Here is a 25,370-nt window from a genome sequence, read left to right as displayed (position 1 = left end):
GGCAAATCTGGGCGAAATAGGCTAGTTTGACCGTGTTTTTTCCCGACTCCCACCCTCGGTACTACAGGCTGTAGGGTGTCCGAGACCCTACATGATGTAGGAGTGTGAGGGGGGTGCCGATGACGTCCCCGGCGCAGCTCGCCGTCGCCGTGGGCCGCAGACGGGCCTACTGGCACAGCGCGTTCTGCCTCGCCGTCCTGGTGTGCGCCGTGTATCTGGCCCTGCGGCACTGGCCCGCTGTGCACACCGGGGTCGTGCGGCTGGCCGTCGCCGACCAGGGCTGGCTCCTGGTGGCCGCCACGGCTGCCGTCGCGACCTGGATGTCCTCGGCGCTCGCCCAGCAGGGCGCGGTCGCCCGGCGGCTGCCCGGTACGCGTCTGGTGGCCGCCCAGTTCGCCGCCTCCGCCGCCAACCATCTGCTGCCCGCGGGAGTCGGCGCGGGCGCCGTCAACCTGCGGTTCCTGATGCGGTGCGGGCTGCCCGCCGGACGCTCCGCGAGCGCGCTCGCCGTCAAGGCCACGGCCGGCGCGCTCACGCGGTGCATGCTGATCGCCGCGCTCGCCCCGGCCTGCCCAGGACTGCTGCGTGTTCCGCACGTCCCGCCGGCCGCTCCCGTCGTCGTCCTCGCCGCAGCCGCGATGGTGGCCGTCGTGCTCAACAGCCGCCTGGGCCCCAGGTGCAGGCAGGCCGTGACCGCCGTGCTCGCCGACATCCGGGCCGTGCACACGAGCCCGCCGCGCACCGCGGCCCTGTGGGGCGGCTCGCTGGCCTTCGCCGCGCTGCACTCCCTGGTGCTGATCGCCGTCGCCCAGGCCGTCGAACTGCCCCTGCCCCCGGCCGAGGTGGCCCTGCTGTACCTCGCCGCCAGCAGCGCCGCCGCCCTGCTGCCCACCCCGGGCGGACTCGGCTCGCTCGACGCCGTCCTCGCCCTGGCCCTCACCGCCTCCGGGGCACCTGCCGCCCTGGCCGCCTCAGCCGTGCTCGGTTACCGGCTGCTGACCGTGTGGCTGCCGCTCGTCCCGGGACTGCTGGTGCTCGGAGTGCTGGTGCGGCGCAAGGCGGTGTGAGGCGGAGAGCGTCGCAAGGTCGTGGTCCCGTGCGTCGGAGAGCGTTTCCCGCGCGCCCGCTTCTGGTAGGAGTCGCTTCAGTGAAGGCTCGGACCGGAGCCGACAGCCCACCGACGCACGAGGGGGAGCGCCATGGCGGACAGCGACACCGGCGACGGCCGGCTCGGGGAGGAGTTCTTCACCCCGGGCTCATCGTCCTTCACCGACTTCCTGGCCGCGCACCGGCCCGGCCTGCTGCCGACCCGAAGCCCCTTGCCGCACGGCGTACCGGCCGACCCGGACCAGGTCCCGCACGGCACCACGGTCCTCGCCCTCGCCTACCGCGACGGCGTGCTGATCGCCGGCGACCGCCGGGCCACCATGGGCAATCTCATCGCCCAGCGCGACCTGGAGAAGGTGCACCCCGCGGACGACTACACAGCGGTGGCCTTCGCCGGTTCCGTGGGGCTCGCGATCGACATGGTGAAGCTCTACCAGGTCGAGCTGAAGCACTTCGAGAAGATCGAGGGCATCCCCATGACCCTCAACGCCAAGGCGACCCGGCTCGCCACGATGATCCGGCAGAACCTGGGCCAGGCCATGCAGGGCCTCGCCGTGGTCCCCCTGCTCGCGGGCTACGACCCCGCCGCGCCCGAAGGGGAGCGCGGCCGCATCTTCAGCTTCGACGTGGTCGGCGGGCTGTACGAGAAGGCGGAGTTCCACGCGGAGGGCTCCGGCTCCCCGTACGCCCGGGGCGCCCTGAAGAAGCTGTTCCGGCCCGGCATGTCCCGGCGCGAGGCCGCCCTGGCCGCGCTCCAGGCGCTGTACGACGCGGCCGACGACGACTCGGCCACCGGCGGCCCCGACGTGGGCCGCCGGATCTTCCCGATCGTCTCGGTCATCACCGGCGACGGCTTCGAACGCCTCCCCGAGACGGAGACGGCGGAGCTGAGCGGGGAGATGGTCGAGCAACGCCGGAGCCGCCCGGACGGGCCCCACGCCGCTCCGTGAGCCGGTGGGTCAGGCGTGATCCCGTCCGCCACGTGCTTCTTCGTCCACCGGAGCCCCGCCGGTGAGCAGCCGCGAGGGCAGCCACCACGCCGCCGCACACAGGCAGACGCCGAGCCAGCCGACGGCGAACAGCCAGCCGCCGATCACGTCGGTGAACCAGTGCACGCCGAGATAGACCCGGGTCAGTCCGACGAGCGCGCCCCAGCAGCCGACGGCGAGGCACAGCAGCCGTCCGCCGCGCGGGGCGCGCACGGTGATCGCGAGGATCACCAGGCCGGCCGTCAGTGCGGCCGTGGTGCTGTGGCCGGAGGGGAAGGACCAGCCCGAGGCATGCGTCTGCCAGCCGGACTCGGGCGGGCGGGCCCGTGCGACCAGTTCCATCACGCCGTACCGCACCCCCTGGCCCGCGCCGAGGCAGACGCCGCCCAGCAGCACGGCTGCCGCCCGCTCGCGCGGGGTCCGTCCCGCGACCAGGCCGGCGAGGACAACCAGCGCGTAGGGAACGATCCCCGTCCCGGTGGCGGTCAGGCCGCGGGCCACGGCCACCGCCAGGCTCGGGCGGTGGCCGGCCGACCAGGTCAACAGGCCGTCGTCCAGGTACAGCGGGGAGCCGTGCCCGCCGGCGACGACCAGGGCCAGCACCCCGAACGCCGTCCACGCGCCGAGGCCGACGCTGCCCGCCAGTTCGGCGACGCCCTTGCGGTTCATGACACCAGCAGCGGGCGCAGCCGGGTCGCGGCCAGTCGCCCGGCCAGGTCCCGCGGCCACCGGCGCAGCACCCGCATCGAGAGGAGGGCGACGAGGGCCCCGACGACGACGCCCGCCACGACGTCGTGCGGATAGTGGACGCCGATCCAGACGCGGGAGACCGACATCGCCGAGGCCGCCACGACGGCGACGGCGCCGAGCCGGCGGGAGACGAAGAACAGGGCCACCGCCGCCGCGGCCGCGACCGCCGCGTGATTGCTCGGGAAGGACCAGTCGCCCGGCGCCGGGCACGCCGCCAGCGTGCTCGCCCCGAGGCCGCGGCACGGCCGGTCCTCACGGACCAGCAGTTTCAGCCCGGCGTCGACGGCGAACGCCGCCACCACGGACAGCGGAACGGCCAGCGCCGTCAGGGCCGCCACCGGGCTCACCCGGCGCGCCCGCCACCAGCCCACGGTCATGAGCAGTGCGAACACGGCGAGTCCGTACGCCGACCAGACCGTCACCGAGTCGTCCAGCCAGTCGGGGGAGGAGTGCGCCAGTCGCACCACGTCCGTGTAGGCGGGTCCGTCGAGCGCCGCGGCCCGGAAGGCGAGGATCATCCGCGGGCCTCCTTGGCGGCCCGGCGGGAGCGCAGCACCTCGACGACCAGCGGCAGCAGCGACACGACCACGATGAGGACGATCACCGGCAGGAGGTACTTGTCGACGTTCGGGATCGACGCGCCCAGCGCGTACCCGGCGAGGGTCAGTCCGACGCTCCACACCAGGCCGCCGACCGCCTGCCACAGGGTGAACGTCCGCGCGGGTACGCCCAGCGCGCCGGCCATCGGGTTGAGCACCGTGCGGACCACCGGGACGAAGCGGGCCAGCACGATCGCCTTGGCGTACCCGTACCGCTCCAGCAGCACTTCGGCACGCTCGGCGCCCTCGTGCAGCCGGGCCGAGCGACTGCGGTTGAGCAGCGCGCCGCCCGCCTTGCGGCCCAGCAGATACCCGCACTGCGAGCCGGCGAGCGCGCCGACCGCGGCCGCGATCAGCAGCGGTGCCAGCGACAGACGCACACCCCCGGTGGCCGTGCCGGTGCACAGCAGTCCCGCCGTGAACAGCAGGGAGTCGCCGGGCAGGAAGAAACCGATCAGCAGCCCCGTCTCGGCGAACATCACCACACCGACGCCCAGCACGCCGAAGGCGGCCAGCAGCGAGTGGGCGTCCAGCACATTGACGGCGAGCTGCGACGCCAGGTGCAGGGGGGTGGTCATCGTCGCGCGCGCCCTTTCGTCCGGGTGTGCCGGGCCCACGGAACGGCACCCGACCCTCGACTACATAGGTGTAGACGGTCTACTGAACTGTAGACGATCGAGAGGGGTGCCGGGTTCCCCGTGTGAAACTGCCGCACCCCGGCTCGGGTTGCGCCGTCGTCGCCGTTTTTCCCGCCCATGGGCAAGGTCTGCACCCGCCTTTACCCGCCATTACTGCGATCGACTTGCAAGTGCGGAAAGATGGCGCGAGGCTGCCCGGTGCAGCCGCGCACGCGCCACCGCACGAGCGAAAGACCCTCACCATGACGGCCGCCCCTGACCCCACTCCGCCCCTCCCCGCCCGGGCCGAGGCCAAGCCCTCGGCCTGGCGCCGCGTCCGCGGCTCCATGACGCGGCAGGAGTGGGTCAGGGTCGGCGGCATGACCGCCTTCGTGCTGGCCCTGCACGTCATCGGCTGGTTCACCCTCGTGGCGATCGTCGCGCCGGAGCACTACAGCATCGGCACGAAGTCCTTCGGTGTCGGCATCGGCGTGACCGCCTACACGCTGGGCATGCGGCACGCCTTCGACGCGGACCACATCGCGGCCATCGACAACACCACGCGCAAACTGATGAGCGAGGGACGGCGGCCGCTCTCGGTCGGCTTCTGGTTCTCGCTCGGCCACTCCAGCATCGTCTTCGGGCTGGCGCTGCTGCTCTCCCTCGGCATGAGGACACTGGCCGGCCCGGTCCGCGACGACAACTCCCGGCTCCACGACGTCACCGGCGTCATCGGTACGACCGTCTCCGGGGCCTTCCTCTACGTCATCGCCGCGCTCAACCTGGTCATCCTGGCCGGCATCTGGAAGGTGTTCCGCCGGATGCGCGCCGGCCACTTCGACGAGGCCGCCCTCGAGGAGCAGCTCGACAACCGGGGCTTCATGAACCGCCTCCTCGGCCGCGTCATGAAGTCCATCACCAAGCCGTGGCAGATGTACCCGCTGGGCCTGCTCTTCGGCCTCGGTTTCGACACGGCGACGGAGATCGCCCTGCTGGTGCTCGCCGGCTCCGGTGCCGCCTCCGGCCTGCCCTGGTACGCGATCCTCTGCCTGCCCGTGCTGTTCGCCGCCGGCATGTCCCTCCTGGACACGATCGACGGCTCGTTCATGAACTTCGCCTACGGCTGGGCGTTCTCCAAGCCGGTCCGCAAGGTCTACTACAACCTCACGATCACCGGCCTGTCCGTCGCCGTCGCCCTGATCATCGGCACTGTCGAACTGCTCGGCCTCCTCGCCGACAAGCTCCGGCTGCACGGTCCTTTCTGGGACCGGGTGAGCGGTCTCGACCTCAACGTCGTCGGATTCGTCATCGTGGGTCTCTTCTTCGCCACCTGGATCGTGGCCCTGCTGGTGTGGAAGGTCGGCCGCATCGAGGAGAAGTGGACGGCGGGCCTCGCCGAGCCCGCCGAACAGCCGGCGGAGTGACCGGCCTCCTCACCCCCGCAGCCCCAGCTCCTTGCGCCACTTGACCATCTGCTTCTCCGGGTCCCCGGTGTACGACCACGGAGTCCGCGTCGCCCGGCGCCCCATCATCCGCAGCAGCGACGCCGCGATGTCCGCCGTACCCGCCAGACAGGCCGCGTGCGCGAGGTGGTTGAGGTCCCGCAGCTCACCGGGGGCCACGACCGCGTCGTCGCGGGCCGTGATCCAGCGGTGCCAGGTACGGCGTACGTCGCCCACGGCGCCGTCGTTGTCCCAGTGCTGGCCCAGCCCCATCGCGGAGTGCTGACCCTTCGCGCTGTCCAGGGCGTAGCGGTACTCCTCGACCCGGGCGTACTGCACGAGCACCGGAAGCCCACAGCCGGGCGGCGCGACACCGGCCGCGTCGCGCGCGAAGTCGTACATCAGGCCGTGGGTGCCGTGCCAGCGTGCGGAGTAGTAGTGCAGCACCTGGAGGTGGCCCTCCACGCTGTAGGCGTCGCGCCGGTGCAACTCGTCCCACCAGCGCGCCAGTTCCTGCCGCCGTACGCCCGACGGGTACAGCCGCGCCACCGAGATCAGGGAGATCCACGGTGTCGGGTCGTCCGGCCAGGCCTCCGTGGCCTGGAGGCAGGCGAGGACGGCGGCGTCGATACGGTCCCGGTCGATCGGCATGCCCCGGCCCGCGGCGATGGCCAGCGTGAAGGCCCGGGCCGTCTCGGTCGCCGCCCACAGCGCCAGGGCGTCGGCGCTGCGCGGCTCGGCGGCCAGCCAGGACTCCACCGTCGTACTGCGCGCGCAGGCCTGGGCCAGCGTCCGTACCCGGTGCCCCCGTGAGAGCCAGTCGGCACCGGTGGCCCGCAGCAGGTCCCGAAGGCCCTGCCAGCGGCCGATCACGATGTCGTGCCGGGCCGAGGTCAGGAGCGCGTCCCCGCAGTCGGGATCGAAGTCGGGGGCGAAGCGGTCTCGCGCCATCGGGGGGTCCCCTCGGATCAGAAGTCGGTGGGGAGGCCCTCGTGGACACGGGACTGCGCGGTTGCCAGGTCGTCGGGGACGTACGCCGTCTCGATCGTCCGGCTGGCGTCCAGTTTCGCCGGCCGGTAGTAGTCGCTGCCCTGCCGCCAGTACCAGAGCATCGGGACCAGTCCGACGGCCAGGCCGCCGATGCCGATCGTGACGGCGGCGGCGCTCAGCTCGCCCAGCGACTCGACGAAGGTCCAGAACATGAACGCGGCGCCGAACAGCGGCCAGACGCCGCCGAACAGGAAGTTCGCCGCCGACTTCAGCAGCATCTTGCGGTAGGCGACGACCACGGCCAGGCCCGCGAGGCCGTAGTAGACGGCGATCTGCAGCCCGATCGCGGAGATGGCGTCGGACAGGATGTCGCCCACCGTGCCCAGCGCGTTGGAGGCGATGAACATCACCAGCGCTACCGCGCCCACCACGGCGATGGCCACCCACGGAGTGTTCCAGGTGCGGTGCACCCGGCCCAGGGCGGACGGCATCGTACGGTCCCGGCCCATCGCGAACAGCGAGCGCGTGACCTGGATGAGCGTCGTCTCCAGAGTGGCGATGGTGGACAGCATCACGGCGACGATCAGCAGCTTGCCACCCCAGCCCGGCCAGACCTCCTCGCCCAGCACGGCCAGCATGTTGGCCTCGTTCGAGGAGATCTGCGACGACGTGAGGATGATGTTCACCGCGATCGTGAACGCCTCGAACAGCAGGAAGACGACGCCGATGCCGATCAGGCCCGCCAGCCCGGTCGTACGGCGGCTGTTGCGGGTCTCCTCACTGAGGTTGCTGGTGACGTCCCAACCCCAGTAGTAGAACGCGGCGATGAGCGCGCCCGAGGCGAATCCGGGCAGTCCGTCGAACTGGCCGAAGCCCAGCCACGACCAGTCGAACGCGTGGGCCCCTCCGCCGTGGACGACGGCCAGCGCCGCGAACAGCGCGAGTATCGCCAGCTCCACGCCGGACATCAGCAACTGCGCGCGCACCGTGAGCCGGGCGCCGCCGAGCACGACGCCCACCATGAGCAGGAACCACGCGGCTCCGACCACCGTCGACAGGGCGGTGTCGTCGGCGAGTTGCTCGTCGAACAGCGCGAGGGTCATCGACCCTGCGGGCAGGGAGCCCGCCACCATGAAGATGGTCGCCGACACCACCAGCGCCCAGCCGCTGATGAAGCCGAGGAACGGGTGCAGGGTGCGGCCCACCCATGAGTAGCTCGCGCCCGCGTTCACGTCGATCCGGCTCAGATAGCTGAACGCCAGCGCGATGCCCAGCATCGGAACCGCGCAGTACAACAGGGCCGCGGGACTGGCCAGTCCGACCGCGCCGACCAGGACCGCCGTGGCCGTGGCCAGCGAGTACGCCGGAGCGCTGCCCGCGACGGCCATGACCACGGTGTCGAACGTTCCCAGGGCATTGGCCTGCAGCCCTCGGCCCCTGCTGTTGCTCATGCGCGCGCTGCTTTCCGGTGGGGGGTTGTCGAACCGTCCCAACCCGGAGAGGGGTGGCCTTGGGTCAGGGGCCGGTGAGGAGAACAAAAGGGGTGGCAGACACCGTTCAGCCCTGTGTCGGCGGACGGTTACACCGAGTGTGGGTGTGATGATAGCGCCAGCCGTGACCTTGCAATGATGAACAACCGCTTATCCGAGGCGGTCTATCTGACGCAGTTTGTTGGTGGCGTCGAGGGCCGCGACCTTGTACGACTCGGCCAGCGTCGGGTAGTTGAAGACGGCGTCGACCAGATAGTCGACCGTGCCTCCGCAGCCCATCACCGACTGGCCGATGTGGATCAGCTCGGTCGCGCCGGTGCCGAAGCAGTGCACGCCGAGGAGTGTGCGGTCCTCGGGGGAGACCAGCAGCTTGAGCATGCCGTGGGAGTCGCCGATGATCTGACCCCGGGCCAGCTCCCGGTACCGGGCGATGCCGACCTCGAACGGCACACGGTCCTCAGTGAGTTGGTCCTCGGTCCGGCCGACGAAGCTGATCTCCGGAATGGTGTAGATGCCGATCGGCTGGAGGTTGTGCATCTGCCCGACGGGCTCCCCGCAGGCGTGGTACGCCGCCGCCCGGCCCTGTTCCATCGAGGTCGCGGCCAGCGCCGGGAAGCCGATGACGTCGCCGACGGCGTAGATGTGCGGGACCTCGGTCCGGTAGTGCTCGTCCACGGTGATCCGGCCGCGTCGGTCGGCGGTCAACCCGGCCTTGCCCAGGTCGAGTTCGTCGGTGAGGCCCTGCCGGCCGGCGGAGTACATCACCGTGTCCGCCGGTATCTTCTTGCCGCTCTCCAGGACGGTGAGCGTGCCGTTCTGATGGCGTTCGACGGCGGCGACGGTCTCCCCGAAGCGGAAGGTCACCGCGAGGTCGCGCAGGTGGTACTTGAGCGACTCGATGACCTCGACGTCGCACATGTCCAGCATCCCCGGACGCTTCTCGACGACCGTCACCTTGCTGCCCAGTGCGGCGAACATGGAGGCGTACTCCATGCCGATGACCCCGGCGCCGACGATCACCATGGAACGCGGCACGCGCTCCAGCGAGAGCACGTTGTCCGAGTCCATGATGGTCCGCCCGTCGAACTCCACGCTGTCCGGGCGGGCCGGTCGGGTGCCGGTGGCGATGACGATGTGCTCCGCGCTCAGCAGCCGTTCGTGGCCGGTGACTTCGCGCAGGGCGACGGTGTGCGGGTCGACGAAGCGGCCCGTACCGGCGTACAGGGACACGTGGTTGCGGGAGAGCTGGCTGCGGATGACGTCGACCTCGCGGCCGACCACGTGCTGGGTGCGCGCGGTCAGGTCGGCGACGGTGATGTCGTCCTTCAGGCGGTAGCTCTGCCCGTACAGGTCCCGCTGCGTGAGACCGGTGAGATAGAGCACCGCCTCGCGCAGCGTCTTGGACGGGATGGTGCCGGTGTGGATGGAGACCCCGCCGACCATGTCGGGGCGGTCGACGACGGCGACCCTGCGGCCGAGTTTGGCCGCGGCGATGGCGGCCTTCTGGCCGCCGGGTCCGGATCCGATGACAAGGATGTCGAAGTCGAAGTCAGGCATCCGCCGGAGTCTGTCAGGTCGTGCACGTCCTGGGAAAGGGCGACGTCGAAACCATCACAGGTGGTGCGCCACGGTGCGTGAGAATGCGTACGCGGACTGTGATCTCCGACGCGGACACCCGCCCCTCACCGGACGGCCGTCCGCGTCCCGGGACGGCTTACGGCAGCAGCCTCTCCACCGCCGAGGGGCCTTCCGACTCCAGCTTGCGGCGGGCCCACTCGAGGTTTGCCGGGGTGATGTCCCGGCCCGTGGCCATGACCAGGTCCTCCGGCGTGACGTCCTTGCCGGGGGCGGTGTGCAGCAGGGCGTCCGGAGTGAACTGGTCCTCGTCCCTCCCCGTCGACCGGGACGTTTCGGGTTGTGACGTCGACATGGTGTCTCCTCCTCGGGTCCGCGAGATCGCATCGGTACCCGTGCCGCGAGACCGGGGCACTCTCTCACCATTGCCCGCCGGAGCCCGCCCTGCATCCGGAGAGAGCTCCGGCCGTGCCGCAGCCCCGGCCCGCTCCTAAGCTGGAGGCAGCTCGCACGCCCGTACCGGGGAGGCTGCCAGGATGGCCGAGACACCGTTCCCTCAGGACATGCCCGGGCGTCCCCGGTACCTGCCGATCGCCGAGCACGGGCTGATCGGCGACCTGCGCAGTGTGGCCCTCGTCGGCAGCGACGGCACCATCGACTGGTACTGCTGCCCGTCCTTCGACGACCCCAGCGTCTTCGCCGCGATCCTGGACGCCGAGCGTGGCGGCCGCTTCGAGCTGTGCGCCGCCGTACCGGCCCGGACCAAGCAGTTCTACTTCCCCGACACCAACGTCCTGATCACCCGCTTCTTCACCGAGGACGGTGTCGGTGAGGTCCAGGACTTCATGCCCGTCTCCGGGGATCCCACGTCCCCGGAGGCCGGCCGCCACCGCCTGATCCGCCGCGTCCTGTGCGTCCGCGGAACCGTCCCGTTCCGCATCCTGGTCGCCCCGCGCTTCAACTACGGCGCCGACCCGCACATGCTCCGGCAGCTGGACGACATGATCGTCTTCGAGTCCGAGGAGCGCTCCCTCGCGCTCACCTCGACCGTGGCGCTGGAGTGCGACGGCCGGGACGCGTGCGCCGACTTCAAACTCACGGAGGGCGAGTCCGCGGTGTTCGCCCTCGACCAGCTGGACGAGACCGTGCTCCCGCGCGGCTGCCCGCACGCCGAGGCCGAGGCCGAGTTCGCCGCCACGGTCGGCTACTGGCGCCGCTGGCTGCGCCAGTCCCGCTACCGCGGCCGCTGGCGGGAGATGGTGCACCGCTCCGCGCTCACCCTCAAGCTGCTCACCTACGCACCGACCGGCGCCATCGTGGCCGCCCCGACCACCAGCCTCCCCGAACAGGTCGGTGGTGAACGCAACTGGGACTACCGCTATGTATGGGTCCGCGACGCCGCCTTCTGCGTCTATGCCCTGCTGCGCCTGGGCTTCACCCGCGAGGCCGCGGACTTCATGAAGTTCCTGAGCACCTACATCAGCCACGGCGACGGCTGCGGCACGGGCCCGCTGCAGATCATGTACGGCATCGACGGCCGCACCGACCTGCCCGAGCGCGAACTCGGCCACCTCGAGGGCCATCGCGGCTCGGCACCGGTCCGGGTCGGCAACGGCGCCGCCGGCCAGCTCCAGCTGGACATCTACGGCGCGCTCATCGACTCGATCTACCTCTATGACAAATGGGCCGAGCCGATCTCCAGCGACGAGTGGGACGATGTCTGCCACCTCGTCGAGTGGGTCATCTCGCACTGGGACCAGCCCGACGAGGGCGTCTGGGAGACCCGCGGCGGCCGCAAGCCCTTCCTCTACTCGCGTCTGATGTGCTGGGTGGCCATCGAGCGGGCCATCCGCCTCGCCAACCGCCGCGGCCTGCCCGCGGACCTGGGCTGCTGGCGCAGGACCCGCGACACCATCTACCGGCAGATCATGGAGCGCGGCTGGTCGCCCGCACGGGGCGCCTTCACCCAGTACGAGGGCAGCGACGTCCTCGACGCCGCCGTCCTGATGATGCCGCTGGCCAAGTTCATCGCGCCGACCGACCCCAAGTGGCTGTCCACGCTGGACGCCCTCACCGAGGACCTGGTCTCCGACTCGCTGGTCTACCGCTACGACCCGCAGGCCAGCCCCGACGGACTGCGCGGCGACGAGGGCACGTTCTCGATCTGCTCCTTCTGGTACGTCGAGGCGCTGGTGCGCGCCGGACGCGTGGAAGAGGCCCGGCTGGCCTTCGAGAAGATGCTCACCTACGCCAACCATCTCGGGCTGTACGCCGAGGAGATCAGCCGGACCGGTGAGCAACAGGGCAACTTCCCGCAGGCGTTCACTCACCTGTCCCTGATCAGCGCCGCCTACAACCTGGACCGCGCCCTCGGCTGACCGTCAGGCGAACCGGGAACTGGGCACCGGACCCGAGGAGTTGAGGCGCGCCCGGTCGCCGCGCAGCCAGCTGCCGCGCACGGCGCCCGCGAAGGCGGCGAACGTCTCGTCGGGGTCCGCCGGACCCTCCCCGTCGCCCTCGTCCGCGGCCGGGTCCGCCGCCGTGATCTCAGCGGCCAGTTCGGCCTCCGGGCGGTCGTCGGCCGGTGTCCGCTCGACACCGCCGTCGGCTCCCTGGCGCAGTCGCTCGCCCCACGGCGCCACCACCGACTGGTGGAGCAGGGCCACGCTGTCGGCGGTGACGACCGGGGTGTCGGTCCAGGAACTCGCGTGCTCGTGGAGCACCTGCCCCGGCACGCGTTCGAAGAGCTGCCCGAGGATCTCGGGGCCGCCGTCCTCACCGGCGACCTCGTTCAGGTCGTACGCCACTACGACGGTGTCCTCGCGTCCGGCCTCGAACGGCCCCGCCGGGACACCGAGCACGTCGGCCGCGGCCAGGCCTAGGATCCGGGAGCCGCGGTCGGGCAGCAGCGACACGGACCGCGGGCGCACCCCGGTGACCTCGAGGAGGGTGCGCAGCCGCAGCAGGCCGCGCAGGCACTGGTCGGGGGTGTCCTGCAGCCAGGCGTACCGGCCGGTCATCCCCGCGGCGAAGCCGTACGGGGACAGCGTGCCGAGGACCGTCCCGCCGATCACGAACTGCCAGCCGCGCAGATCGGTCAGGTCCAGCGCGGTCGCCCGCTGCACCGCGGCGGCGCGCTCCAGCGTCCGGGTCTGCCGGTCCCGGGCGTCCAGCCACACCGAGTCGTCCGGGTCCGGCAGCAGCGCGTGCTGGCGGCGGGCCAGCCCGAGGTCGCCCGCCATGATCGCGTTGAACACCAGGAGATATCGGTCCGGCCAGTCGGCGAAGCCGGCCTCGTGGCGGGCCAGTTCCTCGACCGCCTCGCGGTGACGGCCCGCACGCTCGTACGCCGAGACCAGCTCGCGCAGCACACGGAGGGAGTCGGGGTTGTGGCGCAGCACTTGGCGCAGCGGCGGGATCGCCAGATGGGGCAGTCCGCGCTCCACGCACGCGTACCCGAAGCCGAAGAGCGCCTGCGCCTGGTCGGGCCGCGCGGCCAGGGCCGCTGCGGCCTGTTCGAGGTCGTCGAAGCCCGCGGCCGCGGCGGCCCGGCCCACGACGAGGGCCACCTCGCCGGCCGGCGCGTCCTCCCCGGCCGCGCGGACCTGCCGCAGTGCCCCGGGCAGGTCACCGGAGTCCAGGCACTCCCAGGCCTTGAGCAGCTGGTGGGATTCGGGACGGGCGGGGCGGCGATTCCTGCGCGAGAACATGCCGTAAAGGATCAGCGATCCCGCGCGGCGCCCTCAACTCATTTCCGGCAGCGTCTGTTCAGCCCAGATGATCTTTCCGGCGGGGGTGTAACGGGTGCCCCAGCGGTCGGCGAGCTGTGCGACGAGGAACAGACCGCGCCCGCCCTCGTCCGTGCTCGCCGCGTGGCGCAGATGAGGGGAGGTGGTGCTGGCGTCGGAGACCTCGCAGATGAGGGCGCGGTCGAGCAGCAGCCGTACGCCGACCGGTGGACGGCCGTACCGGATGGCGTTGGTGACCAGCTCGCTCAGGATCAACTCCGTGGTGAACGTGAGCTCTTCCAGCCCCCATGCGGCCAACTGCCCTGTCACGGCTGCCCGTACGTCCGACACGGCCGCCGGATCGGAAGGCACCCGCCAGTCGGCGACCCGGTCGGCTCGGAGCGCGCGGGTGCGCGCGACGATCAGGGCCACGTCGTCGCTGGGGCGTGTGGGCAGCCGGTCGAGCACGGTCCGGCAGGTGTCCTCGGGCGAGTCGCCGGCCAGTTCCAGGGCGGAGCGCAGCAGTTCGAGCCCGACGTCGATGTCCCGCTCCCGGTCCTCCACGAGACCGTCCGTGTACAGGACGAGCCGGCCGCCCTCCGGCAGCTCGAGATCGGCCGTCTCGAAGGGCAGCCCGCCGAGGCCCAGCGGAGGCCCTGCGGGCACGTCGAGGAAGTCGACGGTGCCGTCCGGCCGGGCCAGCGCCGGCGGCGGATGGCCGGCCCGGGCCAGGGTGCAGCGGCGCGAGACCGGATCGTAGATCGCGTACAGACAGGTCGCGCCGGTGACCGCGGCTGCGCCGTCCGCGGGTGTCTCGTCCTGGTCGATCCGGGCCACCAACTCGTCGAGAAGACCGAGAAGTTCGTCGGGCGGCAGGTCCAGCGAGGAGAAGTTGTGCACAGCGGTGCGCAGTCGGCCCATCGTCGCAGCGGCGTGCAGGCCATGACCCACGACGTCCCCGACGACGAGGGCCACCCGTGCGCCGGACAGCGGCAGTACGTCGAACCAGTCGCCGCCCACCCCGGCCTGTGCGGGCAGATACCGGTAGGCGATCTCCAGGGCGCCCTGCGCGGGCAGCGTGCGCGGCAGGAGGCTGCGCTGGAGCGTCACCGCCATCCCGTGCTCGCGGGTGTAGCGGCGGGCGTTGTCGATGGAGACCGCGGCGCGCGCGACCAGCTCCTCGGCGAGGGCCAGTTCCTCCCGGTCGAACGGCTCGGGCTTCTGCGACCGCCAGAAGGTGGCCACGCCGAGGACCAGGCTGCCCGCCCGCAGCGGGACGGTGATCAAGGAGTGGATGCCGTACTCCACGACCTGCCCGGCGCGGTCCACATCATGCGCCGGCCGGCCCGGCGCCTCGCCCAGCCGCGGTTCGACGACCGCCCGGCCCGACAGAAGGCTCTGCGCCTGCGGCGAGGTGGCGACGAACGTGAGGCGCTCGCCCACCGGATGGAGCGGGGCGTCCTTGCGGATGCCGCTGAGGGCGGCCCGGCGCAGCGCGTCCCCCGGCCGCGGCTCCTCCCCGAGCAGCACGGCGTCGTACAGGTCCACGGTTGCGTAGTCCGCGAACCGCGGCACGGCCAGCTCCGCCAACTCCTCGGCGGTACGGGTCACGTCCAGGCTGGTGCCGATGCCGACTCCGGCGTCGTACAACATGTCGAGCCGTTCGCGGGCCACCTCCGCCCGGCCCGACAGAGCGCGCAGTTCCGTGGAGTCGCGCAGGGTGGTGACGCTGCCGGGCGGGCCGCCGCGCAGGTCGGTCGGCCGCTGGTTGATCGCCAGGAGGCGATCCTTGACCAGGTGCACCTCGTCCGTCGCGATGCGTCCCGAGGCCAGCAGCCCGGCGGTGTCGGCGTCGAGGCCGAGGTCGAGGACGGTCCGCCGTTCCGCGTCCTCGGGCAGGTCGAGCAGGCGGCGCGCCTCGTCGTTGGCGAGCAGCAGCCGGCCCTCGCCGCCGACGATGAGCACGCCCTCGCGGACGGAGTGCAGCACCGCGTCATGGTGCTCGTACATGCGCGTCATCTCGTGCGGGCCCAGACCGTGCGTCTGCCGCAGCAGGCGCCTGCTCACCAGTGCCGTGCCGCCGGTGGCCAGCGCGAGGGCCGCCGCGGCGGAGGCGAGCAGGAGCGGCAACTGCTGGTCGGCGGCGCCGCCCACGTGCTCGGTCGTGATGCCCGCCGACACCAGGCCCACCACGGACCCGTCGGGAGCCTTGACGGGCACGACCACCTGCACAAGCCGTCCGATGGTCCCGTTGATCTCCTCGGTGACGGTCCCTCCGGCCAGCGCGGGCGCGATGGTGCCGACGAAGTGCTTGCCGATGCGGTCCGGTTCGGGGTGGGTGTAGCGGATTCCGTCGGTGTTCATCACCACGATGAAGTCCACCCCGGTGGCCTTGCGGGCGGCCTCGGCCTTCGGCTGGAGGACCGCCGTCGGATCGGGGCTGCGCAGCGCGGCGACGGTGCCGGGCGCGTCGGCGAAGGAACCGGCGACGGCGAGGGAACGGTTGCGGGCTTCCAGACTGCTGTCGTGCCGGACCTGGAGCAGCTGCGCCACCACGGCCGACACCACGAGGAGCAGCACGATCGCGACCTGCAGCACGAACACCTGTCCGGCGACGCTGCGTCCGCTCAGTGCCGACCGCAGCCTGCCGGTCCGTGTGCGGTGCGGCCCGGATCCGTCGTGCGGCCGCGGGTCGAGCGGGGCGAACGGAATCCTGGGTCGACGAGGCGGCCGTGTCTCGAAACGGCCGGACAGTCGGACCATGTGCCATGTCTACACTGCCTGGCTCCGCGAGGCGAGAGGCGTCACGAGAGGCATCGGACGACGGCCCCCGAGCCGGTGTGCGGGGGTGGGGGCGGTAGTTCAGACGCCGGGTTCGTCCGTCGGCAGCGGACGTGCGGCACGCAGCGAACGCAGGGCGAGGAGCAGGACGCCGATGTCGTCCAGGTACACCGGATCGGGCAGCAGGTCGGCCGGCAGCACCAGATAGAGGACGGCGCCCCAGAACACCCAGCGCGGCCCGGTGGGCAGCCCCGCGCGCCGCAGGTGCTGCCGGGTGCGCACCAGCCGGACCAGCACGACGACGGCCACGGCGAGCAGAGCCGCCGCGAGCACAGCGGCGACGATCAGCACGGTCGTGGTGGTGTCCATCCGGTCTCCTCTCCTCTGCTCTGTCTCTTCCCGTCTCCTGCCGTTGCTATGGCCGGTCGGCCTCGTCGCCGGAGTCGTCCCCGTCCCGGGACGCATCATTACCGCTCGCCGGGCGGAGCCCTTTGGCGGTGCCCCTCAGCCGTCCGAAACCACGGGTCAGCTGCTGGAACGGCGAGCCGGCCCTGGTGCCGGGGCGCTCCCGGGGCCCGGGTACCGCGGCCGGTAGGTCACGGTAGGCGGCCAGCGCCTCCTGCGCCCGCTCGGCGGCCTCCCGGTACAGGTCGCGGGACCTGGTCATCGCCTCGAGCGCCTCGGAGTACATGGCCACCAGCCGGCGCGCGTGGGCCAGCTCTTCCTCGGGCGTCATCAGGGTCCAGTTCTCGCGCAGATCGGTCAGCGCCTCGGCCGCGCCCTGCGGCTGCGGCTTCGGCAGGGCGGTGAAGCGCCGTAGTACGTCGACGAGTTCGGCGGGCTCCGAGCCGTCGAGGAAGACGCTGCGCACGGCGAAATCACCGGCGTCGTAGCCCGGCGGTGCCGGGTCCGGAGGCAGCAGCACCGCCCCGCCGCGCGGCACCTCCACGCCGAGGTCGCGCAGCGCCCAGTTCACGGCGCGCAGTTGCTGCGGCGATGCCCGGTGCTCCACCACGCGGTGCCGCAGTCCCGGGGGCAGCAGACGCGCCAACGGCAGCCTGCCGCACTCGTCGGGGGTCATGGCCTCGTGCACGACCAACTGGACGGCCCACGACTCGCGGGCGGCGCTCTTGAGGACGCGACGCATCGCCTTGTCGTCGGTGGACAGCGCATTGACGTCCCTCAGGTGCAGGCCCGCGACGGCGTGATGGTGGTCCCATTCGGTGCCGTCGTCGGGCCAGAACATCGTGGCGGGCGAGGGCCAGCGCTCGTCCCAGGGGCGCTCCGCCTCCGCCACGAGCCGCCACTCCTGCCAGTGCTCCCGCTCCGGCGGCGGTACGAGCGTCAGCCGGGCCCGCACCGTCACCTCACCGACGGCGCGCCACCGTGCCTCGAAGACCAGCTCGGGGGAGTCCTCGGGCAGGGGTGGTTCGGTGAAGTCCGCCAGGACCCCGCTCGCCTTGAGCCTGCTGAGGTTCCGGCGGAGGACGTCCGCGGCGTCGGAACCGGTGTGGCGGCCGCGGGCCTGCCACACGGTGCCGGGAATCGTGGGGCGTTCTGAGGCGGAGTTCGACATGGGCCAATCTGCGGACGGAGGCGTGGTGCGCCTCCCAGTATCACCGCCCGCGCCGACTGCACGTCGTCCGGGGCGCGACGAACCCCCCGTACGGCCCGGCGCACACGGCGCACACGGGGTGTGTACTGCGCACTCCACGCGACCCCGCTTCACACATGCCGGTGATCTGTCGGGGCCACGACAATGGAGCGTCGAACGGGGCCCGCCCGCCATCCGCTTCGGGGCGGGCCCCGTTCACTCGTCGTACTGTGCCGCCGCGGCCAAGGGGGAGTCGCGGCCGGGAGGGACTTACGCCCCGCTCTCCCGCAGCATGTCCTCACGCTCGACGATCTTCACGCGCTCACGGCCCTGCGGCTCGCCCAGGGCCTTCTCGGCGGCGTCCAGGCGGTACCAGCCGTCCCACGTGGTGAAGCGGACGTCGCGCCCGGCGAGGAACGCGTCCACCGCCTCCGGCGCGGGCGAGTCCGGCGTGTGCAGCCGGCCGTTCGCGTGGTCGTCCAGGAGGTTGGCGACCGCCTCGTTGGCGTCGCCCTTCGTGTGACCGATCAGACCGACCGGGCCGCGCCGGATCCAGCCGGTGACGTACGTGGACTGCAGATGCGTGCCGCTCTCCTCGATGACGCGGCCGCCCTCGTCCGGGACGGTGCCGGAGTCGAGGTCCCACGGCAGCTTCGGCAGCTTCTCGGAGAGGTAGCCCACGGCCCGGTAGACCGCGGTGACGTCCCAGTCCTTGAAGGTCCCGGTGCCCTTGACGTTGCCGGTGCCGTCGAGTGCGGTGCGCTCGGTGCGCAGGCCCACCACCTTGCCGTCCTCGCCGAGGATCTCGGCGGGCGACTCGAAGAAGTGCAGGAACAGCTTGTGCGGCCGGTCGCCGACGTCGCGGATCGCCCAGTTCTCCAGAGTCTTGGCGACCATGTCGGCCTGCTTGTTGCCGCGCCGCGTCTCGATCGAGCCCTCGTCGTAGTCGATGTCCTCAGGGTCGACGACGACCTCGATGTTCGGGGAGTGGTCCAGCTCACGCAGCTCCATCGGGGAGAACTTCGCCTGCGCCGGGCCACGGCGGCCGAACACATGGACCTCGAGCGCCTTGTTCGCCTTCAGGCCGTCGTGGACGTTCGGCGGGATCTCCGTCGGCAGCAGCTCGTCCGCCGTCTTGGCCAGGACGCGGGCCACGTCGAGCGCGACGTTGCCGACGCCGAGCACGGCGACCTTCTCGGCCTCCAGCGGCCAGGTGCGCGGCACGTCCGGGTGACCGTCGTACCAGGACACGAAGTCGGCGGCGCCGTACGAGCCGTCCAGCTCGATGCCCGGTATGGACAGGTCCCGGTCGGCCATCGCACCGGTCGAGAAGATCACGGCGTCGTAGAAGGCGCGCAGGTCGTCGAGGCGGATGTCCTTCGGGTACTCGACGTTGCCGAACAGCCGGATCTGCGGCTTGTCGAGCACCTGGTGCAGCGCGTTGACGATGCCCTTGATGCGCGGGTGGTCGGGGGCGACGCCGTACCGGATCAGGCCGAAGGGGGCGGGCATCCGCTCGAAGAGGTCGATGGACACGCCGGGTTTGACGGCCGCATCGGACTTGAGCAGGGCGTCGGCGGCGTAGATCCCGGCGGGGCCGGCTCCGACGATGGCTACCCGCAGGGGGCGCGGCATGATCAGGTTCCCTTCGAGCGATGAAAGCGACTCGATCGGGAAGCCTAAGCTAAGGCAGCCCTAAGTAAGTACCAGGGTTCGGTCTATGAGCTCATAAAGCGATCTTATGGGCGGCTGGTGGCCAGGGCGGACCGGCTTCGCCCCCGGGTCCGGCGCCGGCTGCGACTGCGGCTTCGGGGAAGGCCGGCGGGGTCCGCCGGTCCTCCCCGCGCGTCTCATGCGGGCCGGATCACCCGGTGGATCGCCGACTCCCCTGCGCCGAAGATCGACTCTTCGCGGATGTACGACCCCGGGCCCGGCGCGTGGACCATCATGCCGTTGCCGACGTACAGGCCGACGTGGCTGTCGTTGTCGAAGAAGAAGACCAGGTCTCCGTGCCGGATGCCGGTGAGTGCGACCGGGGTGCCCGCGAACGCCTGCTCCCGCGCGGAACGTGGCAGGGCGACGCCGGCGGCCCTCCAGGCGGCCTGCGTGAGACTCGCGTAGTCGTACGCGTCGGGCCCGGTCGCACCCCACAGACACGGCCGGCCGATCTGGGCCCGCGCGAAGGCGACGGCTTTCCCGGCCTTGTCGGCGTGGACCGGCTCGGGGGTACTGCCGGTTCCGAGTGGCACGAAGCGTCCCGGGTCGATCGAGTGGTTGGGGTGGACGGGTGCGGGTGCGGGTGCGGTGACGGGAGCCACGTCGGGCGGGCCGGGTGCCACGAGCGGGATAACGGTGTCGAGTGGGTCGGCAGCCTCGAGCGGGATGGTCACGTCGAGCGGGTCGGGCGGGTCGGGCGGGCCGAGTGGGTCGGGTGCGGGCGGAGGCGTGGGGTCCGTCGAGGGTGCCGCGACTCCGAGTCCCACGGCCCAGGACGGGGGGCGCCACTCCTCCTGGGCCCCCTGCCGTGCCACGGTCTCCGTGGTGGACCGGGTGCCCGGCGCCGGCGCGGCCTCGATCGCCGTGATCGGCGCGGTCCGCTGTACGCCGTACCGGGACAGCAGCTCGCGGGCCGCCGTGAGTTTGCGCAGGTTCCGCTCCTTGGACGTGCCCGGCGAGGGGCGGCGTGGCGCGGTGGCGGGCGCTCGCCGCGCCCTGGGCGCCTCCGACTCCCGCCGCGGCGCGGGTACGGCGGGCAGCGCGGCGGCGGACCCCCCGGCCGGCTGCGTCGAAGGCCCCGCGGTCAGCTCGGCGATGGGACGGCGCGTCGGCTCCGGAAGGGAACCGCGCGTGAGCTCTCCGAGGGCGCGACCGGCCGGGGCACCGGTCGATCCGGCCGGAAGTTCGGGCAGCCGACGCCCGGTCGACTCCCGCCCGTCGCCCAGCACTTCTCGCTCGGCCGGAGCCTTGGGGCGCCTCTCGGCAGGCCGTTGCGGTTTGCGATCGGTGGGCAGTACGGCCGGCACCGTCGGGCCGAGCTTCGCCCGTGCCGCGTCGAACCACTGCCGGGTGACGTTGTCCAGGTCGGGATCGGTGTCCGCGGCGGGCCTCTTGCGCAATGGGACGCCGCGCCCCCGGGTGCCCGTCGTCATCGCGCGCGTCGCGTTGTAGTTCCCGGTGGCGTTCTCCGCCAGGTCGTAGAGGGCGTCGATCCGTTGTCGAACCTCGTCGCGGCTCTCCGGCGCCATGGGAGACGTACTCCTTCCGTACTCCGCCTACCGAGTTAGCTGTCGGGTTCGGGCGGTCGAATCCGGAAGGCGTGCCCTACGGCCCTTGCCCCGAAGGGAAGTCGGGCCGATTCACCCCATTGTCGGTTGGGTCCCCGGCTCCGGCCCCACGAAGGGCGCCGGACTCGGCGGAGGCCACGCGGCCCGGCGGGATTCGCCGGGGGGAGCCGTGCGGCCCGGGCGTCAACCTAGCCAACTTGTGTGCCCTGCGTGAAGGTTGAAGAGCGAAATGTCCGATACGTATTTATGATGTTCGCGTTGGAGTTCGGGAACGGACAGCACTTGGTGTCACTCACCGGGGCAATTCCCTTGAGAAGAAGGGAAGTTCACAGACGTACGGCGATCAGGGCCGTGTCGTCGGTCGCGCCCTCCGCCGGCAGGAGTTCCCGCAGGACCGTGTCGGCGAGCATGTCCAGGTCGGCGCGGCGGTGGCGGGCGAGGGAGGTGCCGAGGCGGGTGAGGCCGGTGTCGATGTCCTCACGGCGGCGCTCGATCAGGCCGTCCGTGTACAGAACCAGGGTCGCGCCGGACTCGAAGCCGGTCCGTGCCTGCGGTCGGGGCCCGGGTTCCGGGTGGGCGTCGAGCGGGGGATCGGTGGCGCGGTCGAGGAACTCCACATGGCCGTCGGCGTGCACGAGCGCCGGCGGGGGGTGCCCGGCGCTGCTGTAGGTGATGGTGTGGTCGTCGAAGTCGATGAAGGTCAGCACCGCCGTCGCCGACTCGGCGCCGTCGACGACGTGTGCGTACCGTCCCAGGGCGTCGAGCGCCTGGGCGGGCCCCGTGGCGACCCGGGACGCGGCGGTGAGCGCGCTGCGCAACTGCCCCATGACGCAGGCCGCTTCCAGGCCGTGCCCGACCACGTCGCCGACCGACACGCCGATGCGGTCGCCGCCGACGAGGTCCACGACGTCGTACCAGTCGCCGCACACGTGCAGCGAGCCGACCGCCGGCCGGTACCGCACCACGGCCCGGTGCTTCCCCGTCGGCCGGGGCGCGGGCAGCATCGCGTCCTGGAGCGCGAGCGCCACCTCCCGCTCGCGCGCATGGGCTCGCCGCAGCCGGTCGTTGATCTCCTGGAGTTCCTGCGCGCGCCGGTACAGTTCGGCTTCGAGCACCTGGGCCCGGTCCTCGTCGGTTCTCTCGCGGGCCCGGATGAGTTCGGTGACCTCCTCGACCCGGTGCACCAGCAGCACGACGCTGCCGTCCGGGCCCAGCACCGGCGCGTTGACCGGGCTCCAGTAGCGCTCCTCCCACTGCCCCGGCCGGCCGGGGATCAGCACGTCGTAGCGCTGCAGGGCCATCGTGTCCCGTTCGCCGGTGGCGAGCACCCGCCGAAGTGAGGCCTCCAGGTTGCGCATGCCGTTCGCGGTGGACTCGTTCGGGTTGTCCGGGAACATGTCGAACCAGTGCCGGCCGAGCATGTCCTCACGCTTGCGGCCCGACAGCCGCAGGAAGTCCTCGTTGGCGTCCGCGTACACCAGATCGGGCGTCAGCAGCGCCACCATGCCGGGCAGGGCCTGGAACACCGCCGCGTAGTCGATCTCCGGATCCGTCATGCCTCGCCGCCCAGTCGACCGCCGATCTCACACCAGTTTCCCACGAAATGACATATATGCAGGCGTTACAGAGTGAATTCGACCGACCGCATGTCGCAGTCAGGTCATGTTGGGCATGAGGCGGCCATGGATCCATGAGGCGGTTGAACACCCGGGTGTCCGGCTCCGTATGGGTGCGGGGGATTTCCATGCCGAGACGGCCTCGAGATGCAGGGGTGCTTCCGTGGGACGCAACAGACGCAGACGCCCGACAGGCGCACGACGCGCGACCTTCGCAGCGGTCGCCCTGATGCTGGGCGGAGGTGGTCTGATCGTGGCGAACGTCTACGCGTCCGCCACCGAAGGCGGTGGGGGTCAGGAGCCGGAGCAGAGCGCCGACGCCCAGGTCCTGGCCGCGGGGGCGGCCACGATCGACTGCCCGGACGTCGGTAGCGGCCTGACGGCGGTGCCGGACGGCGCGAAAGCGGACGTCGACCGTGAACTCGCCCTGCTGGACCAGCAGATCGCGGCGGCCTACCAGCAACTCCAGGACTCCACACGGGCCCAGCGGCAGGACCTCGGGTTCGCCGACAACTGCATCGTTGGTCCAGGGCGGGCTCGCACGTCGCTGACGGACGGGCACAGCCCAGCAGTCCGAGCCGGTCGCAGGCCTCGCGCAGCCGGCCGACGTCGGGGGAGAGTCCGGCGAGGACGGCTCGCGACCGGACGGGCACGAGCCACCGCCACCGCCCCGTGGACGCCGCCCGAATACCGGGCCCGAGCGCGTCCGAGGGGATGCCGAGCGCGGGGAGCACGAGAGCGGTCTCGGCCGCCGTGGGCTCCCGCAGACGCACCGGGCCGGGGTCGAAGACCGCCTCGGCCCGCTCGCCGCGACGGGTGCAGCGCCCGATGAACGCCCGCCCGCCGGCCCGCAGTTCGGCCTCGAACCGCTCGGTTCCGGCCCGCTCGGCGAGCACGGCCAGCGCGGCGACCGTGCCGTGGCCGCAGGCCGGCAGCTCACCGGCCGACGTGAAGAACCGCAGCGTCGCCCGCGTACGACCGCTGCCCGTCCCGTCGGCTCCGGCGAAGACGGCGTGCGAGGTGCCGAGCCGCGCAGGCAGGGCGCGCCGTTCGGCCTCGGTGAGCGGGACGTCGTCGAGCACCGCCGTGGGACTGCCGCCGCCGCCGTCGCGCAGACAGGCGTGGACGATCGTGACGGGGAGGGACCGGCCGGGCATCGGAGGCGGCGTCAGCCGAGGCGCGGGGCGCGCCGGGCCGGATCGTGTGCGCAGAGCGGCAGAGACATCGTCAGCCCCCCGTCGGTCCAGGCGGCCAATGTAACCGAGGGCGCCGACAACTCCGTACGAGACCGCCGTTTGCGGCCGGACGCCCCGTCACGGCAGGGTGCGTGCTGTGCCTACCTTGCTGATCGTCCACCACACGCCCTCTCCCAACTGCCAGGCGATGTTCGAGGCCGTCGTGTCCGGCGCCACCGCACCGGAGATCGAGGGCGTCCGGGTCGTACGGAGGGCGGCGCTGGCCGCGACCGCGCCGGACGTGCTCGACGCCGACGGCTATCTGCTCGGCGCCCCGGCGAACCTCGGCTACATGGCGGGTGCCCTCAAGCATTTCTTCGACCAGGTCTACTACCCCTGCCTGGACGAGACCCGGGGCAGGCCCTTCGGCTACTTCGTGCACGGCGGCAACGACGTCACCGGAGCGGTGCGGGGCATCGAGGCGATCACCACCGGCCTCGGCTGGCGCCGCGCGGCCGACGCCGTGACCGTGACGGGCGAGCCCGGCAAGGCCGACATCGAGGCGTGCTGGGAACTGGGCGCGACCCTCGCCGCGGGACTGATGGCCTGAGCGTCACGCACCGGCCGGTGCGTCGGGCAGCCGGTCGCCCTTGTCCGGATGGAGCCGGGTGAGAGGGGAGCGGCGCTGCTCTCCGCCGGCCAGGACGGGCACCGGGCGGGGCGATCCCGACGAACACCGCGCGGCGCTCCTCGGCGGGTGTCGGTGGGCCACCCGGGTGGTGCCCCGCGGCCGTCGCACCGCCCCGCCCCGGAGCCCGGGAATGGGGCCGCCCGGGGTGCGTTGGTAACCCGGCTGGGCGGCCCGGATGGTGAGAGCGGAGTGGCTCGTTGACGGTGGTTCATGTCGGGGCCGGGTGATCTCAGCTGATGGAGCGTTGGCTGCCCGGACCACGGCGGAAGGGCTTCCAGATGCGTTCTGCCCGCATTTTTCTGGCTTCGGCGGCCGTCACCGCCGCCCTCGCGTTCGCTGTTCCCTGGGCGTATGCCTCCGGAAGCGACGAAGGAGACCGCGGCGACGACTCCTCGTACAGCCGGGACGACTCCTCGTACAACAAGGATGATTCGTACAGCAGCGACCGCGGGGACAGCGGCGGCAACAGCAAGTACGACCCCGAGACGTACAAGGGCTCGGGCACGGGCCAGGGCTTCGGCTTCGGCAGCGGCCAGGGCTCGGGCACGGGCCAGGGCTTCGGCTTCGGCAGCGGCCAGGGCTCGGGCACGGGCCAGGGCTTCGGCTTCGGCAGCGGCCAGGGCTTCGGCAGCGGCCAGGGCTTCGGCTTCGGCAGCGGCCAGAGCTCCGGCGGCAGCGGTCAGGACTCGTGGGGCGGCGACGGCCGGGACGAGCCCAGCGGCGGCATCCACACGGGTGGCGGAGCGCTCGCCACGCCGGGTGTCAGCGCGGGCGGGCTCGCCATGCTGGCCTTCCTGGGCACCGGCGTCTACGCGCTGCGCCGCAAGAACGCCGCCGGGCCGGCCTCCTGACCGCCGGCCGACGCCCCGCAGGCACGGCCGCCGCCGCGCGCCGGGTCGGCGCCCGGCCTGCCGCACCCCGAAACCGCTGCGCTGCCCGCGA

Annotated in this window: 21 protein-coding genes and 1 riboswitch; of the genes, 6 read left to right on the top strand and 15 right to left on the bottom strand. The window is 72.1% G+C overall.

The window, feature by feature from the left end:
• Nucleotides 1-119 precede the first annotated feature (119 nt).
• Both IEZ19_RS01725 and prcB read left to right on the top strand, forming a co-directional pair.
• The gene (locus tag IEZ19_RS01725; protein ID WP_189309138.1) at nucleotides 120-1,067 is read left to right on the top strand and encodes a lysylphosphatidylglycerol synthase domain-containing protein; all 948 of its coding nucleotides are present in this window, start codon (nucleotides 120-122) and stop codon (nucleotides 1,065-1,067) included.
• A 132-nt stretch (nucleotides 1,068-1,199) separates the two neighbouring features.
• Nucleotides 1,200-2,057, top strand: a complete 858-nt coding sequence (gene prcB, locus IEZ19_RS01720) for a proteasome subunit beta (RefSeq protein WP_189309137.1) — start codon at nucleotides 1,200-1,202, stop codon at nucleotides 2,055-2,057.
• Nucleotides 2,058-2,066: 9 nt separating this feature from the next.
• Here the strand turns inward: prcB and IEZ19_RS01715 are convergent, their stop codons facing one another.
• From IEZ19_RS01715 to IEZ19_RS01705, 3 genes are read right to left on the bottom strand one after another with little or no spacing between them, the layout of a single operon-like run.
• Nucleotides 2,067-2,765: a phosphatase PAP2 family protein gene (locus IEZ19_RS01715; RefSeq protein ID WP_189309136.1), complete on the bottom strand. Its 699-nt coding sequence runs from the start codon at nucleotides 2,763-2,765 to the stop codon at nucleotides 2,067-2,069.
• Nucleotides 2,762-3,364, bottom strand: coding sequence for a phosphatase PAP2 family protein (locus IEZ19_RS01710; protein WP_189309135.1), 603 nt, complete (start codon nucleotides 3,362-3,364; stop codon nucleotides 2,762-2,764). Before IEZ19_RS01710 ends, IEZ19_RS01715 begins: the two co-directional genes overlap by 4 nt.
• Nucleotides 3,361-4,023, bottom strand: coding sequence for a DedA family protein (locus tag IEZ19_RS01705; protein WP_189309134.1), 663 nt, complete (start codon nucleotides 4,021-4,023; stop codon nucleotides 3,361-3,363). Before IEZ19_RS01705 ends, IEZ19_RS01710 begins: the two co-directional genes overlap by 4 nt.
• Nucleotides 4,024-4,325: 302 nt before the next feature.
• On the opposite strand from IEZ19_RS01705, the gene nicT reads away from it, so the two are divergent.
• On the top strand, nucleotides 4,326-5,486 hold the full coding sequence (nicT, locus tag IEZ19_RS01700) for a Nickel transporter NicT (RefSeq protein WP_189309133.1): 1,161 nt from the start codon (nucleotides 4,326-4,328) through the stop codon (nucleotides 5,484-5,486).
• A 9-nt stretch (nucleotides 5,487-5,495) separates the two neighbouring features.
• Here the strand turns inward: nicT and IEZ19_RS01695 are convergent, their stop codons facing one another.
• The 4 genes from IEZ19_RS01695 to IEZ19_RS01680 all read right to left on the bottom strand — a co-directional run bounded on the left by IEZ19_RS01695 (nucleotide 5,496) and on the right by IEZ19_RS01680 (nucleotide 9,914).
• The gene (locus tag IEZ19_RS01695; protein WP_189309132.1) at nucleotides 5,496-6,455 is read right to left on the bottom strand and encodes a hypothetical protein; all 960 of its coding nucleotides are present in this window, start codon (nucleotides 6,453-6,455) and stop codon (nucleotides 5,496-5,498) included.
• Nucleotides 6,456-6,472: 17 nt separating this feature from the next.
• Entirely contained in the window at nucleotides 6,473-7,945 is a 1,473-nt protein-coding gene (locus tag IEZ19_RS01690; protein WP_189309131.1) for an APC family permease, read from the bottom strand.
• 189 nt (nucleotides 7,946-8,134) lie between these two features.
• Nucleotides 8,135-9,541 (bottom strand): Si-specific NAD(P)(+) transhydrogenase, encoded by a 1,407-nt coding sequence (sthA, locus tag IEZ19_RS01685; protein ID WP_189309130.1) that lies wholly within the window; start codon nucleotides 9,539-9,541, stop codon nucleotides 8,135-8,137.
• Between the two features lie 157 nt (nucleotides 9,542-9,698).
• Complete coding sequence (locus tag IEZ19_RS01680; RefSeq protein WP_189309129.1) at nucleotides 9,699-9,914, bottom strand: hypothetical protein; 216 nt, start codon at nucleotides 9,912-9,914, stop codon at nucleotides 9,699-9,701.
• Between the two features lie 181 nt (nucleotides 9,915-10,095).
• Here IEZ19_RS01680 and IEZ19_RS01675 point away from each other — a divergent pair, with 181 nt between their 5' ends.
• Nucleotides 10,096-11,937 (top strand): glycoside hydrolase family 15 protein, encoded by a 1,842-nt coding sequence (locus IEZ19_RS01675; RefSeq protein WP_229839856.1) that lies wholly within the window; start codon nucleotides 10,096-10,098, stop codon nucleotides 11,935-11,937.
• A 3-nt stretch (nucleotides 11,938-11,940) separates the two neighbouring features.
• Here the strand turns inward: IEZ19_RS01675 and IEZ19_RS01670 are convergent, their stop codons facing one another.
• From IEZ19_RS01670 to IEZ19_RS52970, 8 genes are all read right to left on the bottom strand, one after another.
• Entirely contained in the window at nucleotides 11,941-13,269 is a 1,329-nt protein-coding gene (locus IEZ19_RS01670; protein WP_189309128.1) for a hypothetical protein, read from the bottom strand.
• Nucleotides 13,270-13,302: 33 nt separating this feature from the next.
• The gene (locus tag IEZ19_RS01665; protein WP_189309127.1) at nucleotides 13,303-16,050 is read right to left on the bottom strand and encodes a SpoIIE family protein phosphatase; all 2,748 of its coding nucleotides are present in this window, start codon (nucleotides 16,048-16,050) and stop codon (nucleotides 13,303-13,305) included.
• 99 nt (nucleotides 16,051-16,149) lie between these two features.
• Complete coding sequence (locus IEZ19_RS01660; RefSeq protein ID WP_189309126.1) at nucleotides 16,150-16,437, bottom strand: DUF1232 domain-containing protein; 288 nt, start codon at nucleotides 16,435-16,437, stop codon at nucleotides 16,150-16,152.
• A gap of 46 nt (nucleotides 16,438-16,483) precedes the next feature.
• Nucleotides 16,484-17,644 (bottom strand): hypothetical protein, encoded by a 1,161-nt coding sequence (locus IEZ19_RS01655; RefSeq protein ID WP_189309125.1) that lies wholly within the window; start codon nucleotides 17,642-17,644, stop codon nucleotides 16,484-16,486.
• A gap of 288 nt (nucleotides 17,645-17,932) precedes the next feature.
• On the bottom strand, nucleotides 17,933-19,297 hold the full coding sequence (locus tag IEZ19_RS01650) for an FAD-dependent oxidoreductase (RefSeq protein ID WP_189309124.1): 1,365 nt from the start codon (nucleotides 19,295-19,297) through the stop codon (nucleotides 17,933-17,935).
• 215 nt (nucleotides 19,298-19,512) lie between these two features.
• The gene (locus IEZ19_RS50335; protein ID WP_229839855.1) at nucleotides 19,513-20,907 is read right to left on the bottom strand and encodes a C40 family peptidase; all 1,395 of its coding nucleotides are present in this window, start codon (nucleotides 20,905-20,907) and stop codon (nucleotides 19,513-19,515) included.
• Between the two features lie 8 nt (nucleotides 20,908-20,915).
• A riboswitch (cyclic di-AMP (ydaO/yuaA leader) is annotated at nucleotides 20,916-21,087 on the bottom strand.
• A 185-nt stretch (nucleotides 21,088-21,272) separates the two neighbouring features.
• Nucleotides 21,273-22,502: a PP2C family protein-serine/threonine phosphatase gene (locus IEZ19_RS01640; RefSeq protein WP_189309123.1), complete on the bottom strand. Its 1,230-nt coding sequence runs from the start codon at nucleotides 22,500-22,502 to the stop codon at nucleotides 21,273-21,275.
• Nucleotides 22,503-22,606: 104 nt separating this feature from the next.
• Nucleotides 22,607-23,719, bottom strand: coding sequence for a PhzF family phenazine biosynthesis protein (locus IEZ19_RS52970; RefSeq protein ID WP_189309122.1), 1,113 nt, complete (start codon nucleotides 23,717-23,719; stop codon nucleotides 22,607-22,609).
• Between the two features lie 175 nt (nucleotides 23,720-23,894).
• On the opposite strand from IEZ19_RS52970, the gene IEZ19_RS01630 reads away from it, so the two are divergent.
• Complete coding sequence (locus IEZ19_RS01630; protein ID WP_189309121.1) at nucleotides 23,895-24,347, top strand: flavodoxin family protein; 453 nt, start codon at nucleotides 23,895-23,897, stop codon at nucleotides 24,345-24,347.
• A 359-nt stretch (nucleotides 24,348-24,706) separates the two neighbouring features.
• Nucleotides 24,707-25,279: a hypothetical protein gene (locus IEZ19_RS01625; RefSeq protein ID WP_189309120.1), complete on the top strand. Its 573-nt coding sequence runs from the start codon at nucleotides 24,707-24,709 to the stop codon at nucleotides 25,277-25,279.
• Nucleotides 25,280-25,370 lie beyond the last annotated feature (91 nt).

The sequence above is a fragment of the Streptomyces brasiliensis genome (assembly GCF_014647875.1).
In the GTDB taxonomy this organism is placed as follows: domain Bacteria; phylum Actinomycetota; class Actinomycetes; order Streptomycetales; family Streptomycetaceae; genus Streptomyces; species Streptomyces brasiliensis.
Note: the sequence above shows the minus strand (reverse complement) of the source record. Positions and strands in the feature narration are given on the sequence as shown.

What these genes read in the sequence shown, in the direction of transcription:
- IEZ19_RS01680 (WP_189309129.1), bottom strand. Translation starts at nt 9,914, where the DNA reads ATGTCGACGTCACAACCCGAAACGTCCCGGTCGACGGGGAGGGACGAG.
- IEZ19_RS52970 (WP_189309122.1), bottom strand. Translation starts at nt 23,719, where the DNA reads ATGCCCGGCCGGTCCCTCCCCGTCACGATCGTCCACGCCTGTCTGCGC.
- IEZ19_RS01705 (WP_189309134.1), bottom strand. Translation starts at nt 4,023, where the DNA reads ATGACCACCCCCCTGCACCTGGCGTCGCAGCTCGCCGTCAATGTGCTG.
- IEZ19_RS01650 (WP_189309124.1), bottom strand. Translation starts at nt 19,297, where the DNA reads ATGCCGCGCCCCCTGCGGGTAGCCATCGTCGGAGCCGGCCCCGCCGGG.
- sthA (WP_189309130.1), bottom strand. Translation starts at nt 9,541, where the DNA reads ATGCCTGACTTCGACTTCGACATCCTTGTCATCGGATCCGGACCCGGC.
- IEZ19_RS01710 (WP_189309135.1), bottom strand. Translation starts at nt 3,364, where the DNA reads ATGATCCTCGCCTTCCGGGCCGCGGCGCTCGACGGACCCGCCTACACG.
- IEZ19_RS01665 (WP_189309127.1), bottom strand. Translation starts at nt 16,050, where the DNA reads ATGGTCCGACTGTCCGGCCGTTTCGAGACACGGCCGCCTCGTCGACCC.
- IEZ19_RS01715 (WP_189309136.1), bottom strand. Translation starts at nt 2,765, where the DNA reads ATGAACCGCAAGGGCGTCGCCGAACTGGCGGGCAGCGTCGGCCTCGGC.
- IEZ19_RS01660 (WP_189309126.1), bottom strand. Translation starts at nt 16,437, where the DNA reads ATGGACACCACCACGACCGTGCTGATCGTCGCCGCTGTGCTCGCGGCG.
- IEZ19_RS01690 (WP_189309131.1), bottom strand. Translation starts at nt 7,945, where the DNA reads ATGAGCAACAGCAGGGGCCGAGGGCTGCAGGCCAATGCCCTGGGAACG.
- IEZ19_RS01625 (WP_189309120.1), top strand. Translation starts at nt 24,707, where the DNA reads ATGCGTTCTGCCCGCATTTTTCTGGCTTCGGCGGCCGTCACCGCCGCC.
- IEZ19_RS01675 (WP_229839856.1), top strand. Translation starts at nt 10,096, where the DNA reads ATGGCCGAGACACCGTTCCCTCAGGACATGCCCGGGCGTCCCCGGTAC.
- nicT (WP_189309133.1), top strand. Translation starts at nt 4,326, where the DNA reads ATGACGGCCGCCCCTGACCCCACTCCGCCCCTCCCCGCCCGGGCCGAG.
- IEZ19_RS01670 (WP_189309128.1), bottom strand. Translation starts at nt 13,269, where the DNA reads ATGTTCTCGCGCAGGAATCGCCGCCCCGCCCGTCCCGAATCCCACCAG.
- IEZ19_RS50335 (WP_229839855.1), bottom strand. Translation starts at nt 20,907, where the DNA reads ATGGCGCCGGAGAGCCGCGACGAGGTTCGACAACGGATCGACGCCCTC.
- IEZ19_RS01640 (WP_189309123.1), bottom strand. Translation starts at nt 22,502, where the DNA reads ATGACGGATCCGGAGATCGACTACGCGGCGGTGTTCCAGGCCCTGCCC.
- IEZ19_RS01695 (WP_189309132.1), bottom strand. Translation starts at nt 6,455, where the DNA reads ATGGCGCGAGACCGCTTCGCCCCCGACTTCGATCCCGACTGCGGGGAC.
- IEZ19_RS01725 (WP_189309138.1), top strand. Translation starts at nt 120, where the DNA reads ATGACGTCCCCGGCGCAGCTCGCCGTCGCCGTGGGCCGCAGACGGGCC.
- IEZ19_RS01655 (WP_189309125.1), bottom strand. Translation starts at nt 17,644, where the DNA reads ATGTCGAACTCCGCCTCAGAACGCCCCACGATTCCCGGCACCGTGTGG.
- prcB (WP_189309137.1), top strand. Translation starts at nt 1,200, where the DNA reads ATGGCGGACAGCGACACCGGCGACGGCCGGCTCGGGGAGGAGTTCTTC.